This is a genomic window from Mesorhizobium sp. PL10, from assembly GCF_053714315.1.
In genome coordinates this window covers 92871-110445 of the sequence record NZ_JBSKBR010000002.1, presented here as the reverse complement: position 1 = coordinate 110445, position 17575 = coordinate 92871, and the positions used below count along the sequence as shown (strand labels likewise).

Here is a 17575-nt window from a genome sequence, read left to right as displayed (position 1 = left end):
AGGGTAGGCAAGTGAGCGGTGCCGCCTTTGAGAGCTACGGCGTGAGCCACAAGGGCTGCGTACGCGACCACAACGAAGACAGCTATCTGGTCGAGCCGCAGATCGGCCTCTGGGTGGTTGCCGACGGCATGGGTGGGCATGAGGCCGGAGAGGTGGCCTCGGCAAGCATCGTCGAGCATCTGGCAACGATCGGCATCGCCAGTTCGGCACCGGATCTGCGCGCGCGTTTCGAGGACCGGCTGAACCGGGCCCACGCCGAGATCCGCCGGATTTCGCGCTCGCGCGGCGTGACAATCGGTTCCACCGTTGCGGCACTGCTGGCCATGGACGGCAGGTTCGCCTGCCTGTGGTCGGGCGACAGCCGCGTCTATCTCGTGCGCGACGCCGCGATTTCGCAGATTTCGCGCGACCACACGGAGGTCCAGGAACTCCTCGACAGCGGCGCGATCAGCGCCGCCGAAGCCGAGAACTGGCCGCGGCGCAACGTCATCACACGCGCCATCGGCGTCAACGACGAGATCGCCATCGACTTCCAGCAGGGAGAGACCCTTGCCGGCGACATTTTCATCCTCAGCACGGACGGGCTGACGGCGCATGTCAGCGATGCCGAGATTGCGGCCGCGGCGCTCTCGGCAGCACCACAGGCTGCCTGCGAAAAGCTGCTGTCCATGGTGCTTGAGCGCGGCGGTACCGACAACGTCACCATCGTGCTGGTCAAGATCGGAGACAAGGGCAATGGCCTGTCGCGTGCAGGAGGCCACGACCAATGAGCTCCGACGACAAGACCCGCATCTTGCCCAATATGGCGGATACCAGCGTCGGCACGCAGCTCAGCGGCATCTACGAGCTCGACGAACGCATCGCGTCGGGCGGCATGGGCGAAGTCTATCGCGGCCACAACATCCAGACCGGAGATCACGTCGCGATCAAGATCGTGCTGCCGGAATTCGCCCGGGACCAGACGATCCTGTCGCTGTTTCGCAAGGAAGCCTCGATCCTCAACCATCTGTCGCATGACGCTGTCGTGCGCTATCACGTCTTCACCATCGACCCCGGCATAGGGCGGCCCTATCTGGCGATGGAATTCGTCGACGGCCAATCGCTGTACGACGTCATGCGCGGCGGCGCGATGGCGACGCAGGATGTGCGCAAACTGTGCCACCGGCTGGCGTCGGGCCTGAGCGCGGTGCACCAGGCCGGCGCCATCCACCGCGACCTCTCGCCAGACAACATCATCCTGCCGGGCGGCCGGGTCGAGCGCGCCAAGATCATCGATTTCGGCATTGCGCGATCGGCGGCAGTGGGCGGCGAGACGCTGATCGGCGGCAAGTTCGCCGGAAAATACAACTATGTCTCCCCAGAACAGCTCGGGCTCTATGGCGGCGAGGTCAGCGAGCAGTCCGACATCTACAGCCTGGGGCTGGTTCTGGCGGCGGCGCTGCTCGGCAAGCCGATCGACATGGGCGGCTCGCAATACGAGATCGTCGAAAAACGGCGGACCGTGCCTGATCTCTCCGGCATCGATGCCGATTTCAGGGACATCGTCGAAGCGATGCTGCAACCCGACCCGAATGATCGACCGGCCAGCATGGCCGAAATCGCCCGGTTGACGCGCGACGACAGCGACGCGACCTTGCCACCGGCCTCGCTTGCGCCCCGGCCGGGCCTGCCGCGAACCGGGCAGACCGCCGCGCCGGTCTCGAAGATCGAGGGTTCGCAGACTCAAGGACCCAGCGCGGCCCCCGCAAGCGGCAGGGCAGAGCCAGCCTTCGTGCCGCACGTGCGCCCGGCGCATCTGTCGCAACCGAAACCGGCTGCTGAAACGCCCAGGCGAGCAACCGCCCCGCCGAAGGCTGCTGCAGGCCGAAGCCTGCCGATCGCGGCGCTAGCGGCGGTTGTCGTGGCATCGCTGGGAGGACTCTATGCATCCGGTATCGTGGGATTCGGAGACCAGCCTCCCGTCACCGATACCGGCAAGACACCGCCGCTCCAACCCGAACTGACAAAGCCGATCGTCGCCGACAAGCCCGCTCCGGACACTGCGCCGGCTGAAGAGCCAAAGCCGCAACCAGCAGAGACTCCTGCTGAAGATCAAGCCAAAGCGCCGGTCCAGCCGCAGCCGACGCCACCAGTCGCGTCCAGCACTGCAGCCCCGCAGCCAGCCGAACCAACCGACAAGACCGTTGCGCTGCAACCGCCATCCGGCCCGTCACAGCCCGATGCCGCGAAGAACGCCGAGCCTGTCAGCCCGCCGGTAGAGCCCAAGGCGACAGCGCCGGAGCCGACCACGCAAATACCTGAAGCAACGGCTGAGGCACCCAAACCCCTAGCACCGACGCCGGAACCCACCGCTCAAGCGCCCGAGCCCACGGCGCCCGAGCCCAAGGCGCAAGCGCCTGAGCCTGAGCCGACCGCACAGGCGCCGGAACCAATCGTGGAGCCCAACAAGCCAAGCCAGCCCGATATTGCCAGCGGTGAGCAGGCCGACAAGCCGGCAGAGCCCGACATTGCCATGAATGTGCCCAAACCGGAGGTGCCGCCGACCACGGATGCGGCCGCGGAGCGGGTCACCTGGGTACGAGGCTTCAATGGTGGTGACTGTTTTTATGCGACGGTGACATCGGCCACCGACAAGGGCGTCGCGATCGAGGGCTTCAGCACGTCGGTTCCGCCGTTCGAACAGTTGCTTGGGAAATTCCAGGCCAAGTTCCATGTCGAGCCCGACATCAGCGTCCGCCTCATCCAGCCGCCTCAATGCGGGATCACCGACTTCCTGCGTTTCATGGGGGCAAGCACGGCCGACAGACCGCAGCTGGTGCTCGACCAGACATCGGTGCCGGACGGTTCGCCGATCGACGGCACGCTGGTGACGCATGGCGGGCTGGTGTCGAGTGTGATCCTGATCGACCACAGGGGCATCGCCTTCAACCTCGACGACCGGGTTGTCGCACAAGCCGACAAGGCGACTTTCAGCATCCCGATCGCGCTCGGCGCCGCCGACAAGGCGGCAGGCAAGGCGCTGCCGCAGATTATCATGGTGATCACCGGTCCCGACAACATCAAGGCGGCGGATTTTTCGACGCCGACGCCGGCCTCGGTGCTGTTGCCCAGGATCCTCGACGAGATCGGCGCCAGAACCTCGGCATTTTCGGCGACCGCCAAATATTTCCGCCTCGGCGGGTAGCACGGACGCCGATGCAACGCCGTCGCCGTGATCCCGTCCTGCTTGCCCTGAATGCGCGCGCGAAGCTTGCCGCTATTGCGCTTATGACGCTCTTGCTGGCGCTTCTTTCCACCGGGCAAGCGCGCGCCGAATTCACCGTCTGCAACCAGACGCTCGACGTCGTCAATCTCGCCGTCGGCCAGAAGGTCGACGATGCCGACCAGACCGATGGCTGGTGGACCATCGGCGCCAATCAATGCGTCAACGTCATCCGAGAGGAGCTGACCAACCGCTACATCTATATCTACGCCACGGATGTCTTTGGCCACGCCATCCTGGCAGGCTCCACCGAGATGTGCATCGAACGGCGGCGGTTCTCGATCCGCGGCATCACCGAATGCTGGCAACGCGGCCATATCGCCGCGAAGTTTCTCGAAGTCGACACGCAGGAACAGGTGCGCTGGACCTTCTTCCTGACCGGAAGCGCGCCGTGACGCACAGCATCGACACCAGCTTCAAGGCAAAGAAGCAGGCGCGGGCCGCGCTGCGCAGGCGCAGGCTTTGGCTCGGGCTGGCTGCTGGCCTGGCGACAATCGTCCTTGCCGCGATCGCCACCGGTTTCTATCTCACCGCCGACTATTGGTCGTTTGGCGACGAAGACGAGGAGCTGCACGCCGTCGAAGGCTCAGACGACGTGCCGGCCGACGCATCGGTCTATGTGCCCGCCATCATCGATCTTGCCGGCGACCCGATGTGGATCACGCTGGCGCCCGAAGCCGGCGCTGCAACCAAGGGCCGCGCGATGCCGCGCCCGGCGGAGCTCGACCAGGCAGGCATCTCGCCTGAGATCGAAGTCCTGTCCGACGTGATGCTCAGCGCCAGCGAAAAATTCATGACGACGATCCCGTCGACGCAGGAGGATTTCGCCTTCTTCCAGGCACAGCGGAAGACCGCGGCGGCGCCACCCGCCGAACCCAACGATCCGCAGAATGATCTGCAGAACGATCTTCAACCCTCGCCCGGCGCGGACGAAGCTCCGGCGGCTCCCGGCCCGGCTCCTGATTCGCAGGCCGCTCCCGGTGCCTCGGCGGCAGCTGATGACCCGGAGGCCGGCTGGGGCGAGACCATCGATGAGGGCGAAGCGGCACTTCCCACCTTTCAGAAGACAGCGGTCGAGAACAACACCAGCGTTGCCGTCGTCACCTCGGAATACCAGCGCTTCGAGGCGACCGAGGACACGTTCGTGAAAATCCTGAACGATCGCAGCCTGGACAGCGTTGCGCTCGATGCGCATTTTTCCGCCGAGGACGCAAAACTTGCCGGCGAAGCGCTGAAGGCGCTGTTCGACAAGGACAGCCTGCAGCCCGGTTACGTCGTGGCGATGCGTGGCTTCAGGCCGACGCGCGAGACCACGACGATGTCGCTGATGCAGGTCTCGATCTACGCCAAGACTGTCTTTGTCGGCACGCTGACACGCAATGCGGCCGGTGCCTTCGTGTCGGGTGTGGACCCCTGGGTGCGCGAGGACCTGTTCAATTATTCGGGCGCCGAGACCGAAGGCACGCAGAAACGGCAATACCGCCTGCTCGACGCGATCTATTCGACCGCGGCGCGCAACAATGTGCCGAGCGGCATCATCGGCGAAGCCATCATGTATCTGTCGCGCGGACAGGACCTGGACGCCTTTGCCAGCGAGGACCAGCGCCTTGTGCTGATCTATTCGCAAACGCCGCGCGGCAAGAACGAGACCGACGGGCGGGTGCTCTATGTCGGCGTGCAAGGCGCGCAAAAGAGCCTCGACTGTTTCGTTTTCCAGCAGAGCGACGGCCAGTTTTCCTGCGTCTCGGGCGACGACCAGGTGCGCTCGCTGACAGTGGCCAACGGCATGGTGACGCCGGTCAGCGGCGTCATGACGTCGACCTTCGGGCCGCGCAAGCATCCGATCCTGGGCGTGGTCCGCATCCACAAGGGCGTCGACTGGGCAGCACCTGTCGGCACGCCGATCGCCGCCGCATTCGATGGCGAGATCATCTTTCAGGGCGACGGCGGCGGCTATGGCAATGTGGTGAAGATAGCGCATGCCGGCGGCCGCGAGACGCGGTATGCGCATATGTCGAAATTCGCCATTGCCAGCGGCGTCGGCACCAAGGTGAAGGCCGGCGACATCATCGGCTATATCGGCACCACCGGTCTATCGACCGGGCCGCACCTGCATTTCGAACTCTATCAGAGCGGCGAGGCAATCGATCCTCTGGGCACCGTGACCGCAACCATCGCCGCCACGTCCAGCGATCCCGCCGTCGAAACGCTGACCGACCGTATCGTTCATGTCGAATCGGGCGGCAGCGCGCGGGCGAAGAACCCCCTGTCGTCGGCAACCGGCGCCGGCCAGTTCATATCCAAGACCTGGATCCGGATGATGAACACGTATCGTCCCGAACTGGCGCGCTCGCTGTCGACCGCCGACCTTTTGGCGCTGCGCTACGACGCCACCATCTCGCGCGAGATGGTGCGCAATCTGGCGCGCGAGGGCGAGGCCTATCTCAAGGCGCGCGGCCACCAGATCACCGCCGGACGGCTCTATCTCTGCCATTTCCTCGGCATGGAAGGCGCCCATCAGGTGCTGGCGGCGCCGGGATCGGCGCAATTGAGCGCGGTGCTCGGCTCGGCCGTCATCCAGGCCAACCCTTTCCTCACCGGCAAGACCGCCAGCTACGTCGTCGACTGGGCTGAACGGAAAATGGGCCGCAAGTTGCCCACGCCGGCGACGACCGACGCAGGCCAGCAGACGACGACGGAAGTTCGCCAGACATCGCCGGAGTTCGAAAAATACAAGCAGGCCATCACGGCACTGGTCGGCTCGCTCCAGAACAGCCTTGAGCCTGGCTAGCCGTAGTTCAGCGGGTGGCCGCCTGGTTTTCGCCAGGCCGATTGGTTTTGAGGCCGGCAAATGGTATATTGGCGGATATTTGGAAAGGTTTTTTGGGTCTGTTGTGAACCAAAACTGTGGCTGGGATCACATACGCCCAGGAGCCATTTTGGCAGAAGCGACACAGTCGCTGTTGGAATTAAGCATGCACAGACATCAATAACGCGCCCCATTGGGGCGGAGGGCTGATCCTATGAAAGCGTTTGCCGTCCTTTTGAGCGGATTTTTTCTGTTAATGCTGACCGCGCTTGGCGCCGTCCAGGCTGCAGCGCCGGATGCCGGGGCGCCTGGCGCCAAACGCGTCGCGCTGGTCATCGGCAACAGCAAATACGTCCATGCCGTCGAGTTGCCCAACCCGGCCAATGATGCGCGCCTCATCGCATCGACGCTGCGCAATGCCGGCTTCGAGGTGATCGAGGGCGTCGACCAAGACAATGCCGGCATGCACGGCCTGATCAGCAAATTCACCGAGCAGTCCTATGACGCTGACCTCGCCGTGATTTTCTATGCCGGCCACGGCATGCAGGTGGACGGCAAGAACTTCTTGATCCCGGTCGACGCCGAGTTGACATCGCCGGCCTATCTCAAGACCCGTACCGTCCAGATCGACGACTTCATGGCCGCGTTGCCACCCGACCCGGCGGTCGGCGTCATCATCCTCGATGCCTGCCGCGACAATCCGCTGGCAAGGACGCTAGCCGCCGCGATGCCCAAGAGCCGCTCCACCGCGCTGGGCACCGGTCTGGCGCCGATCGATCCGAAATCGGAAGGCGTCGGAACCGGCGGCATCCTGATTGCCTATGCCACCGATCCGGGCGCCATCGCCTTTGACGGCAACGGCGTCGACAGCCCCTACTCGACGGCGCTCGCCAGGCACCTGACCGAACCCGGCGTCGAGATCCAGAGCGCGCTGACCCGGGTGCGCGGCGAAGTGGCCGAGACCACCCAAGGCCGCCAGCGGCCATGGCACAACGCATCGCTGGGCCGCGAGGTCTTCCTCGGCAAAGCCGCAGTGCAAGCCGCGCCGGAGGCAAAGCCTGCCGCCGACGCCGCGAACGCCACGGCGGCGCCCGCCCCTGCCCCCGTCGCCAGCGAACCGCCTGCGTGGGAGGTAGAGCAGCGCCTGTGGGACGAGGCTTCCAAGCGCAACACCGCGCCATTCTACGAAGCCTATCTCGAACAGTTCCCGAGTGGCCGCTTCGCCACGGTGGCGCGGCTCAACATTGACGCATTGAAGGATCCGAAGGCCCAGGAACGGGAAGTCGCAGCGCTTGATGCTGCCGAAGCGAACCCCGGCTCTGCCGTGCGCACCTCGGTCGGCATTTCGGACGACATGAAGAAGGTGCTCGGCACCGAGGCGACGGAGAACGCGATCGGTCTCGATCGCCAGGGCCGCATCGACCTGCAATTGCGCGTCGAAGCGCTGGGCAATGAGCTAGGCCGCGTCGACGGCAACATCGGCGCCAAGACCCGGCAAGCGATCGGCGACTGGCAAGAGGAGAATGGGCTGCCGCCGACCACTTTCCTGACGCGAGAGCAGCTGGCGTTCCTGGAGGTCCAGACCGATCCGATGATGGAGGCCGTGCGCGCCAAACATGAGGCCGACCAGGCCGGCTTGAACAAAAAACAGGTGGTGCAGAAGGCACGCACGCTGAAGCCGGTGGCGGAGAAGCCGCGCAAGAAGCAGTACGCCCAGAAACCACGCCGGCAACAGCAGTTCGTGCAGAAAAGGCGCAACCGCGAGGTCGTGCGCGAGGAAGGCCCGCCGCCGCAGGACAACAATGATTTCCTGACCAAGGCGCTGATTTTCGGCACCGGCGTAGCGGTCGGCGGCGTCCTCAAGAACTGATCACATCAAACAGCAACAACGCCGCGTGTCCGTTGGGCGCGCGGTGTTGCCGTTAGAGGGAGGTGTGCTGTCGAAGGACGCAGACAGCGAAGCTACTGCGCCTTGATCCGCATCTCGACCCGGCGATTGACGGGGTCGTAGGGGTCAGAATTGCGCGGATTGGCCTCGCCCAGCCCGACCGCCGTGATGCGGGTGGATTCGATGCCGTTGGATTCCAGGAAAGCTGTCACCGATTGCGCTCTGCGCTGCGACAGGCCCTCATTGTAGTTCGCCGAGCCGGACGCATCGGTATAGCCTTCGACGACAAAGGACAGCTTGCTCAGCCGGTCATCCTTCAGCGCCTTGGCGAACTCGTCGAGTTCGCTGCGCGCCTTGGCATCGAGCTCGGAGGAATCCAGGCTGAAATTGATCAGCATATCGAGGCCGGTCTTCTCCGGTGGCTTATCTTTCTGGCCGGTCTTGCTCTTGCACTCATCCTCGGTGCCGACGCAAATCCCGCGCGCCGCGCCGTGATCGATCGCGCCGGCAAAAAACTTCACAATGTCTTCCGATTTCTGAAGTGGGTCGGCATAAGCGTGCGTCGAAAAAAGCACGGCCGCCAACGCCAAGACTGAAATGCCCCGCTGCATAACGGTTACTCCTGCTCTGAGCGTCCGATGTCACCAAAGCCCGATCCGCCAAGACGGCCAGGCTCCAGTTTCCGTTTGACCCTGCATCCCTCTCTCAGAAAGCCGGCTTCGCCTTTTTTCGGAGTCGTGGGTCTGACTGTGGAATATACCAAAGCGCAGCGCGCTTGTCTGTGAACAACGTCATGGACATGTGGCGGTCGACAGGCTTGACCCGCGGCTCGCAGGCGAGTTGAGTGATAGCTGCTCTTGGGGGAGGACAACAGCAGCGATGGTCAATGGGCTTCGATTCCAGACCGCACGCGATCTCTTCGCCGCAAACAGCGCCGTTGCCCGGGACATGACGGCTGTTCCCACCGACCAGCCCTCGCTCGAGTTCTGCCGCCGGCTGATGGCCGGGCGCATCCCCGAGGAAGCGATCACCTTTTGTGCCTATCTCCTGCCCGACCGGGCAGCGATCTGGTGGGGCCATGAGTGCCTGGGGCATCTGACCGAACTGCTCGAAGAGCAGGATCTCGAAACTCTGGCGCTGGTACAGGACTGGGTCGGCGAACCCAGCAATGCAAGCCGCCGGGCCGCTGTCGCCGGTGCAGCGATGGCGCAGCAGCACACACCGGCCGGCTGGATCGCGCTGGCGGTGCAACGGCATGTCAATGGCGCGGCCGATCAGACCAACGGGTCGAGGCTGCGGCCGCTGCCCGCGGCCCACGCCGTCAACGCCGGCATTCTGGCCGGACTGGCGCGGGTTGCGGTGGCGGATCGGTTCTCGGTGCTCACCGCCTTTGTCGAAATGGGCATCCATCTTGCCGAAACCGAAGCGCTGCGCAAAGCCTGATTGCTCTCATTTGCAGCGGTTTCACTTGCAGCCGTTTTGCGCCCATTTGCCGAGCGTGCCCGAGAGGTTCCTGATCTTTTTGGTTTCGACAATGGTGTTCTTCTTCACCGATTGATAGGTGAGGGTCGAGTTTGCCGGGTCAAGCGTCCAGTTCGCCTGCGCATTCGCCCGTTCCGGTGCGAGCAGCAACAGCCCGAACAACGCGGCGGCCAGAGCAAGGACGCCGACGATGCGCCGGCCGCTTGAGATCGACATTTGTAGCCGAAAAAATCCGCCGACTTCGAACATGGATGCCCCGCCTCAGGACAACAGACCTCAGTTCCAATCACGGCGGTCGAATGCAGTGATGCCAGCGAGCATAGAACATATGATTTGGCTTTGCGAGAGCTCCGCCCGTCTGCCCGGAGGAGAGGATCCCTCAAAAACCTGTGATCGCTGGCGGACGGACAGGCGAAAAAATCAGATCACCTTGCGCACTCGCAAGCGTCTCGGTGGTGCCCCTTTGACGCGAAAAGAACGCCCGCGAGTTTCTTTTATAGCCTTGGTTATATTAGTATATTAGCAACTTCTTGACAATTGCCCAAGGCTCTGATTTCTTGACATATTAAAACAAAGTGCGTTGCGTTTTTTACGGGTGGGGTTCACATGTCGGTCTTGGTGGTCGCGGACCCGCGGGGGTGTATCTCGCCGGTCTGGAGTGGGTTCTGCGGAAGGCTGGACACGATGTTGTCGCCCAGTGCCGCCGCCCTCTCGATGTTCTCCCTCATATAGAGCGCCATCGGCCCGATATTGTCATCGTCGGCCTGGATATCGCCGATCCGCAGACGACCGGTCTTTCCTCTCGCCTGAAGGCCTGCAACAACGCTCCCGGCGTCATCTTCATCGTGCAGCCAAGCGGCCGGCTCGACATCAAGGAAATACAGGCGCTCGACAGCGACGGTCTGCTGCTGGACGGCATCAGTAACCGCAATCTCGTCGAATGCGTGAGCGCGGTGGCGGCAGGCAAGAAGTGGATCGACAACAAGATCGTCGAACAACTGCTGATGCCCCAATCGCAGCCCCAGCCGATGTCCAGGCTGACCGGGCGTGAGACCGAGATCGCCGATCTCGTCTCGCGCGGGCTGCGCAACAAGACCATCGCGCAGCGGCTGCACGTATCCGAAGGCACGGTGAAGATGCATCTGCATCACGTCTATGAGAAGCTGCACCTCGGCAGCCGGGCGGAACTGGCCTGGGCGGCGCATGGCAATGGCCTCGACCATGCGGGAACGGGCCTCCTCTGACACCAGCACTTTCAACCGGCATCGACATGAAGCCGGCAACGGGGGCCGGAAAGCCGCGTGATGGCATCGGCCGTGATGCCCGCCCCAGCGCATTGACCTCAATACTATCGAACCGGGAATGGACGCGCCTCTTCTGGGAGGGAAACCTCGCCGGCAGTACAGACGACGATTCAGCCAAACAGGCTGGACGGTTGTAGGAGAGCCGTCCACAGCATCATAAGTGGACATTGCAAGCCGCCACTTTGCGCGTCGCCTGGTTTTAGTCCAGGCCCTGCTGTCTTGAATGACCGGTCCCCACGAGGGGGACCGGATCGCCAGGCGTTGTAGCTTTTGAAGGGGCTACGAGGACGCCATTAAACGATGTAGTCCTGGCTTGCGGCGATGTTCAGTATTTGCGTAGCAGCATCCCCGTCGAGGTCGGTGTTTGTCAGCTCGAAGGCGAACGCCTGATCGTCAACCGGACCCTCGATGCTCGTCGAGAAGTCGAGGATGCGAACACCCGAGTTGGCACCTGCGACGTGGAACTGAACGTAGGCCGTGTCGAAGGCTTGACCACCATCGTCGTTGATGGTCACGGTCTGGTTGCCCGACCGCAAGCCGGTAACATTGTCGACATTGTGAACGATCAGATTGCCTGCATCGTCGTAAAGCCACGATTCTACCGAGATGGTGTTGATGTTTCCAATTCCTGCAACCGCAAAGGTTAGATTGTTGATGTCAGAATCGTCCGCAGTATGGAAGGTGAAGCCCTCGTTGTTATTGATCTGCGACGCCTGACCGCCTTTCACTCCGAATCCAACTGCATCGGGGTTAAGGTCGTCAGCCGCTACAGTCGGGCCTCCGAGTGGAGCAGTGTTGAACGACGCAAAGGCTGCCTCGGTCGCGTCCGCTGCGGGCGTAGCGTTGAAGATCAGACCGTCAAAGACGATGCTGCCGGTGTTGTCCACCGTGGGTACCGTCAAGGTCTCTTGGGGACCGCCCGACTTGACCGCATTGAAGTTGAGGTCAGACTGCTCACCATGGGGTGTGAACAGCACGTCGAAGGTGTACCCCGTATCCGTCACGTTCAGTTGGTAGAGGTCCGTATCGGTGGCCACGTCGTGGTACGTCAGCGTGGTTCCGTTGTTGGTGAGAAGCTCCGTGATGTCAGCGCCACCGAGATCGGTCCAGTCGGTGATGGTGATGTGTGAGCCGTCGGCTCCGGGAGTAAGGGTGAACGTCCCTGTGTCCTGTTGGCCGTCGGCCAATCCGACCTGGAACGGCGTGGTGTCACCAGCGACGAAGCCTGTGAACGTCGGCCCGGCGTCCTCGAACACGAGGTGCGTCCCGAGGTCCTCGTGGTTGACCACCGTCACCTCGCTCGTTGACGGGAACGCGACTTCGAGGTTCTCAACGCGCACGCCGGAGGTGCTTACCTTCGTGTCGTAGGTGAATCGAACGTAGATTTGATCGACGCTGTCCGCCGACTCGATGGTGTAATTCTCGAAGACGGCGCCGCCAGAAGGTAAGTTTACTTTGTCGGTGCCGGTTGCAACCACTACTCCATCATCGACAGTCCACCACTCAATGTTAACGCTCTTCACGCCGCCTATGCCCTGGATGTCGAACTTGATGCCGCCGATCTCGTTCGCATCCCCTGAGGTCCAGGCCGCGTCTTGAACGAAGAAGCCCTCATTTTGATTCATCTGAGAGGCTTGGCCGCCCTTCACACCGAAGCCGACGGCGTCAGGATTCAGATCATCATTGGTTCCGGGGTTCTTGGGGATGAGCGTCGGATCAGTGACTGCACCTGCCGGGAAGATAAGTCCATCAAACTTGGCGCTGTGGTTATCAGTGGGATCGGCTGTCGCAACCGTGAGTGTCTCCTGCGGGCTACCTGACGGGATCGACGCGAAGTCGAGTGGCTGAAACGTCGTAACGAGTTCGGTGGTCGTTACATCCAGTGTGATCTTGCCTTCGGCAAAAGACAGGATGTCCCCGTCGTCTGTCGCGTCAGCATTGCCGTGCCCCAGCGGTTCGTATTGAACGAGGTAAATTTGCGCCGAGGACAGGTCGCTGTCGTCGAGCGCGACCGCGAACGCCAGGTCGCCCGCGGGGTCAGGGTCACCATTCGCGTCGGCCTCGCGCCCATAAATGATGCCGCCCTCGTTGTAGAGGAAGATTGCCACACCGTCGACGGTAGAGAGGCCGCTCGGCGTGCCGTCATCGGGGATCGACAGCCCCAGATCGGTCGCTCCGGTTGTGTCAAGGAGGGCGCTGTTGACGGCCACCTGCGGGAAGCCTGTCGTGGCGTCGGTACCGCCACTGATATCAGCCACGCCGAGACCTTCGAGTTTGGTGATCAGCGCGCCGGCGAGGAGGATATCATTATCGTCGGTGACGGTCTGTACCCCGATCTCTTCGTCGAGAACGAGACTTGCTTTAATAGTAGCCATAACCTGCCTCCCAATTGTGATTGAGCTGTTCCAGGGTGAGTTGGAATTAGGTCAGGCCGCGCCGGAAATGGTGGATTTCGAGGGCCGGAACAAAGCACGCCTTAACGTACGCAAGTTCCGGAAGCGTAGAAAACCACGATTGCCCATCCGCCATGACTTGAAATGCTAACAAACCCCAAACTGCCGAGGGAGCCATTTGACGCAGCCTGAGGATGGCAAGTCAACTTTCCGTCTGATAGTATTATGACCTATATCGAACGATATATATCGTTTCGATAGGGCCGCTGTCGTCAATATAACTGGGAATACTGACTTGGCGGAGAAACGCCGTAGTGCATGCTCGCATCGGAGCAAACCATACGTGTCAAACGCCTTGCAAAACTGACCCCCGATCGGCGTCCAATTTTTGACTCGCCGGGTGGAGGTGATCGGGTTGCGCAGCCCGGCGAGCGCGGATGAGCTTGGCCATGTTGGGTTGATCAGGCGCGGTTCTTGAAGCGCCCGGACTCGTTGCCAGTCTCGATGATGTCGCACACTGATGCGTGAGACGATCCGAATTCATCGAGGACGACGAAGCCCAGGCGGGTCGGCGATGCGGACCTCCTTGCCGGCGCGACGCTCGGTCTTGAGCCGGTTGACCAGATCGACGACGTTGCACCTGCATCACGTCTACGAGAAGCTGCATCTCGGCAGCCGGGCGGACCTGGCCTGGGTGGCGCATGGCAAAGGCCTCGACCTCCAGGAACGGGCCTCCTCTGACACCAGCACTTTCAACCGGGATCGACATGAGCCCGGCAACGGGCCGGAGAGCCGCGTGATGGCATCGGCCGTGATACCCGCCGCAGCACCTGCGCGGCCTGATCTATCGAAAGATATATATCGTTCGATCAGGTGCGGACATTGACCTCAATACTATCAAACCGGGAATGGACGCGTCCTCTTCGGCGGCGACACAATCGAGGATCAAAGGCCGCAGTTCAGCGCGTCAGCGCGCCAGCGGATGCACTCGGGTAGGGCATAGGGCATCTGGGGAGGGCAACCCCTTTTGATGCGTTCCAAAAAAAGGGGAGGGACTCGATGGCACTCACCATAGCAGCTCAAAACATCATCATCGACAATCCGTTGCGCGAGATGTCATCCCGTACAGAGAAATAGTGATGAAAGCCAAACAACAGCTCCCTGCCCTGCAGGTGGTGATGAAAGAGGCCAGACGCGCCATCCAGCCGCTTATCTGGTTCAGCGGCGGCATCAACGTGCTGATGCTGACCGGGGCGTTTTATATGCTCCAGGTCTACCACCGCGTGTTGTCCAGCCACAGTCTGGAGACGCTGGTTATGCTGTCGCTGATGGCGGCTGGGGCACTCGCGGCAATGGCGGGGCTGGAAGTGGTCCGCGGGCGTCTTCTGGCCAAGGTCGGATCGTGGATGAACGCGCGGTTGGGACCAGTTCTCCTGACTGCATCGGTAGAATACGCCGCCTCGGCGCCCGGTCATGCCAACGCCCGGCCGCTGCGCGACCTGGATCAGGTACGCAATTTCTTCACCAGCCCGAGCATCTTTCCAATCCTCGACGCGCCTTGGGCACCGCTGTTTTTCGCCGCCATATTTTTAATGCATCCCTGGCTTGGCTGGCTGGCGCTGTGCGGCGGAATCGTCCTGTTCGCGTTGGCGTTGCTCAACGAATACATCACACGCAAGCCGTTGACCGAGGCCGCAAGCGCACAGTCGCAGGCATATGTGCAGGCCGAGGCGGCAATCCGCAACGCCGAGGTCGTACAGGCGATGGGCATGTTGAAGCCACTGATGGAGGGCTGGAAGGCGCAGCAGGACGAGGCAAACAAAGGACAAGTTCTTGCCGCCAACCGTGGCGGCGTCATCGCGGCCATCGCGCGTTGTCACCGGCTGGCCCTGCAGATGGCTATACTGGGTCTTGGCGCCTATCTGGTTCTTCGGAACGAGGCTTCCCCCGGCATCATGATCGCCGCCTCGATCCTGATGGGTCGCGCATTGGCCCCGGTCGAGCAAGCGATCGGCACATGGAAGGTGACGGTGGGAGCGCGTGCCGCCTACCGCCGTCTCACCGCAGTCGCCGGACAACATTTGGAGGCCGCACCGGTTCTGCCACTGCCACGACCGAAAGGCAGGTTCGAGGCCGAGAACCTTGTGCTTGGCCGCCAGGGTGGCGAGCCTATCCTGAAAGGGATCAGCTTCCAGCTCAGGCCCGGTGAAGCAATGGCGTTGATCGGCCCCAGCGGGGCCGGCAAGACGAGCCTGGCGCGAATACTGGCCGGTGCCTGGCGTCCATCCGCGGGGCGTGCGCTGCTGGACGGCATGGACGTTGCCCAATGGGCGGCGGAGGACCGTGGCCACCATGTCGGCTATTTGCCGCAGGACATCGAACTCTTCGCCGGTACCGTCTCCGAAAACATCTGCCGCTTCGCGACACTCAACCCGGCGGTCTTCAACAACGTGGTCAAGGCCGCGCAGCTGGCGGGCGTTCACGAACTCATCAAAGGGCTGCCGAAGGGTTACGCCACCGAGATCGGCGAATCCGGCGCGGTGCTGTCAGGCGGGCAACGCCAACGCATCGGGTTGGCGCGAGCGCTCTACGGCGACCCGGCACTCATGATCCTGGACGAGCCGAATTCCAACCTCGACCGCGATGGTGAGGAGGCATTGATCGCAGCCCTCGGCACAGTCAAGGCGGCGGGCACGACCATTATCCTGATCGCGCACCGGGCGAACATGATCGAGAAGGTCGACAAGATATTGGTTCTCAACCGGGGCCAGCAAGACCTCTACGGTTCGCGTGACTATGTCTTCAACGAACTCGCCGCGCGCGTCCGCCAGGTAAATCAGATACCGGCAAGTCCGACGCCAGAGATCTCCACCGCCGTAATCGGCGTCAGCAACGATCCAGCTCCCTCTTCAAAACGTACGTCGCGTCCGTTGGGCACGGCCATAGTGGCGAACCAGGCATGAAACGGGAACCGATATGAACGTCGTGCCATTACCCCTCCCGCCACCCTCCCGGCTGGAACCGGTACCTCTGCGCCTTGCGGGCGTGACGTCCACCGGGTTCGCGATCATGTTCCTGTTCTTCGGCGTGGCCGGGGGCTGGGCGGCGCTGGCGCCGTTGGACAGCGCCGCGGTGGCACCGGGCGTTGTCAAGGTCGCCGGCGACCGCAAGCTCATCCAGCACCTCGAGGGCGGCATCATCGCGGAGTTGAACGCCGGCAACGGCGATATCGTCAAGGCGGGCAAGGTCCTCGTCCGACTCGACAACACACAGGCAAGGGCGCAGCTCGACCTGATCCAGAACCGGATAGCAACGCGTGAGGCGCTGGCTGCGCGTCTGAGGGCCGAGCGTGATGGCAAGGCCGAGATCGCGTTTGATCCGGCGTTGCTGGCAAACCCCGCCACTGCCGTGAGGGACGCGGTAGCCGCACAGCGCGACGTGTTCGCGGCGAAGCACCACAATCTGAAGGACGAGCGGGAAATTCTCGGCCAGCGCCGTCACCAGACCGAGGAGGAGACGACGGGACTGGAGCAGCTGATCGTCACCGAGGACACGCAGATCGAGGCGATCGAGCGTGAGACCAAGGACCTTGAGAGTCTGCTCAAGAAGGGGCTGACAACCCGCGAGCGTAACCTGTTGCTCAGACGACAACAGCAGGAGATCGAAGGGGAGCGCGCCACCAACGTCGCGGCGATCGCCCGTGCCAGAAGCGCCATGGCCGAGATTGACATGCAGATCCTGAACCTCAGCACTGTGCGGCTGAACGAGGCCGTCGAGCAGGTCAGCAAGGTCGAGGCGGAGTTGTTCGACCTCAGGCAGGAGGAGCGGGCCGCCAAGGACGTGCTTACCCGTACCGATGTCGTCGCACCCGTTGACGGCATCGTCATGGATCTGAAGGTCCACACGGCGGGCGGTGTCGTGAAACCCGGCGAGACATTGATGACAGTCGTGCCGCTCGAACAGCAACTCGTGGTCGAGGCCATGGTCAAACCGGAGGATGTCGAGACGATCGCCGCCGGACAGCCCGTGCGCGTCAGCTTCCCGGTCTTCGGCCGCTACAATCTACCGCCACTCGACGGCGTCGTGGAGAACGTGTCGGCAGACCGCATGGTGGAGGAACGCAGCGGGGCACCGTATTTCGCCGCGACCGTGTTGATCAACAAGGGCGAACTCGCAAAGCTGGAGGGCCGCAAGCTGCTGCCCGGCATGTCGAGCGAGGCGATGATCCGGACGGGTGCTCGCACCGTACTTTCTTACCTCGCCGAGCCGATCACGCAGAACTTCCGTCGAGCGATGCGGGAAAAATAGCCGCAGGCCGTCCAAGACTTCTTTGTCTGACCGGACAAGGACCGCCGCCCGACCAGTTCCCCGATCTGCGTCGCCACCCAGGCCACAAGTCCGCCGCCATGCGCGGACCCGAAGCAATCCGTCCCACTG

General features: G+C 62.7%; 12 protein-coding genes. 9 read left to right on the top strand and 3 right to left on the bottom strand.

Annotation, left to right across the window (positions count from 1 at the left end):
- The first annotated feature begins 11 nt into the window (after window positions 1-11).
- The 5 genes from ACWGTO_RS04155 to ACWGTO_RS04135 all read left to right on the top strand — a co-directional run bounded on the left by ACWGTO_RS04155 (window position 12) and on the right by ACWGTO_RS04135 (window position 7941).
- On the top strand, window positions 12-770 hold the full coding sequence (locus ACWGTO_RS04155) for a PP2C family protein-serine/threonine phosphatase (RefSeq protein ID WP_454573601.1): 759 nt from the start codon (window positions 12-14) through the stop codon (window positions 768-770).
- Window positions 767-3184 (top strand): protein kinase domain-containing protein, encoded by a 2418-nt coding sequence (locus tag ACWGTO_RS04150; RefSeq protein WP_454573600.1) that lies wholly within the window; start codon window positions 767-769, stop codon window positions 3182-3184. The genes ACWGTO_RS04155 and ACWGTO_RS04150 overlap by 4 nt, the downstream gene beginning before the upstream one ends.
- 11 nt (window positions 3185-3195) lie before the next feature.
- Window positions 3196-3657: a DUF1036 domain-containing protein gene (locus tag ACWGTO_RS04145; protein WP_454573599.1), complete on the top strand. Its 462-nt coding sequence runs from the start codon at window positions 3196-3198 to the stop codon at window positions 3655-3657.
- The gene (locus tag ACWGTO_RS04140; protein WP_454573598.1) at window positions 3654-6053 is read left to right on the top strand and encodes a M23 family metallopeptidase; all 2400 of its coding nucleotides are present in this window, start codon (window positions 3654-3656) and stop codon (window positions 6051-6053) included. The genes ACWGTO_RS04145 and ACWGTO_RS04140 overlap by 4 nt, the downstream gene beginning before the upstream one ends.
- 274 nt (window positions 6054-6327) lie before the next feature.
- Entirely contained in the window at window positions 6328-7941 is a 1614-nt protein-coding gene (locus tag ACWGTO_RS04135) for a caspase family protein (RefSeq protein WP_454573597.1), read from the top strand.
- Between the two features lie 92 nt (window positions 7942-8033).
- Here the strand turns inward: ACWGTO_RS04135 and ACWGTO_RS04130 are convergent, their stop codons facing one another.
- On the bottom strand, window positions 8034-8570 hold the full coding sequence (locus ACWGTO_RS04130; RefSeq protein ID WP_454573596.1) for an OmpA family protein: 537 nt from the start codon (window positions 8568-8570) through the stop codon (window positions 8034-8036).
- A gap of 268 nt (window positions 8571-8838) precedes the next feature.
- Between ACWGTO_RS04130 and ACWGTO_RS04125 the strand changes: the two genes are divergently transcribed.
- Complete coding sequence (locus ACWGTO_RS04125; RefSeq protein WP_454573595.1) at window positions 8839-9402, top strand: DUF6931 family protein; 564 nt, start codon at window positions 8839-8841, stop codon at window positions 9400-9402.
- Between the two features lie 21 nt (window positions 9403-9423).
- Here ACWGTO_RS04125 and ACWGTO_RS04120 read toward each other — a convergent pair whose 3' ends face one another.
- Window positions 9424-9690, bottom strand: coding sequence for a hypothetical protein (locus tag ACWGTO_RS04120; RefSeq protein ID WP_454573594.1), 267 nt, complete (start codon window positions 9688-9690; stop codon window positions 9424-9426).
- A 389-nt stretch (window positions 9691-10079) separates the two neighbouring features.
- Between ACWGTO_RS04120 and ACWGTO_RS04115 the strand changes: the two genes are divergently transcribed.
- A complete protein-coding gene (locus tag ACWGTO_RS04115) occupies window positions 10080-10685 on the top strand; it encodes a LuxR C-terminal-related transcriptional regulator (protein WP_454573593.1) in 606 nt (201 codons plus the stop codon).
- A 353-nt stretch (window positions 10686-11038) separates the two neighbouring features.
- On the opposite strand, the gene ACWGTO_RS04110 is transcribed toward ACWGTO_RS04115, so the two are convergent.
- Window positions 11039-13120, bottom strand: a complete 2082-nt coding sequence (locus tag ACWGTO_RS04110) for a DUF5801 repeats-in-toxin domain-containing protein (RefSeq protein WP_454573592.1) — start codon at window positions 13118-13120, stop codon at window positions 11039-11041.
- 1157 nt (window positions 13121-14277) lie between these two features.
- Between ACWGTO_RS04110 and ACWGTO_RS04105 the strand changes: the two genes are divergently transcribed.
- Entirely contained in the window at window positions 14278-16101 is a 1824-nt protein-coding gene (locus tag ACWGTO_RS04105) for a type I secretion system permease/ATPase (RefSeq protein WP_454573591.1), read from the top strand.
- 13 nt (window positions 16102-16114) lie between these two features.
- Window positions 16115-17446 (top strand): HlyD family type I secretion periplasmic adaptor subunit, encoded by a 1332-nt coding sequence (locus tag ACWGTO_RS04100; RefSeq protein WP_454573590.1) that lies wholly within the window; start codon window positions 16115-16117, stop codon window positions 17444-17446.
- Window positions 17447-17575: the final 129 nt, after the last annotated feature.

Excerpts from the sequence above, each read along its gene's own strand:
- ACWGTO_RS04150 (WP_454573600.1), top strand. The coding sequence starts at position 767 with ATGAGCTCCGACGACAAGACCCGCATCTTGCCCAATATGGCGGATACC.
- ACWGTO_RS04145 (WP_454573599.1), top strand. The coding sequence starts at position 3,196 with ATGCAACGCCGTCGCCGTGATCCCGTCCTGCTTGCCCTGAATGCGCGC.
- ACWGTO_RS04135 (WP_454573597.1), top strand. The coding sequence starts at position 6,328 with ATGCTGACCGCGCTTGGCGCCGTCCAGGCTGCAGCGCCGGATGCCGGG.
- ACWGTO_RS04130 (WP_454573596.1), bottom strand. The coding sequence starts at position 8,570 with ATGCAGCGGGGCATTTCAGTCTTGGCGTTGGCGGCCGTGCTTTTTTCG.
- ACWGTO_RS04125 (WP_454573595.1), top strand. The coding sequence starts at position 8,839 with ATGGTCAATGGGCTTCGATTCCAGACCGCACGCGATCTCTTCGCCGCA.
- ACWGTO_RS04120 (WP_454573594.1), bottom strand. The coding sequence starts at position 9,690 with ATGTTCGAAGTCGGCGGATTTTTTCGGCTACAAATGTCGATCTCAAGC.
- ACWGTO_RS04110 (WP_454573592.1), bottom strand. The coding sequence starts at position 13,120 with ATGGCTACTATTAAAGCAAGTCTCGTTCTCGACGAAGAGATCGGGGTA.
- ACWGTO_RS04105 (WP_454573591.1), top strand. The coding sequence starts at position 14,278 with ATGAAAGCCAAACAACAGCTCCCTGCCCTGCAGGTGGTGATGAAAGAG.
- ACWGTO_RS04100 (WP_454573590.1), top strand. The coding sequence starts at position 16,115 with ATGAACGTCGTGCCATTACCCCTCCCGCCACCCTCCCGGCTGGAACCG.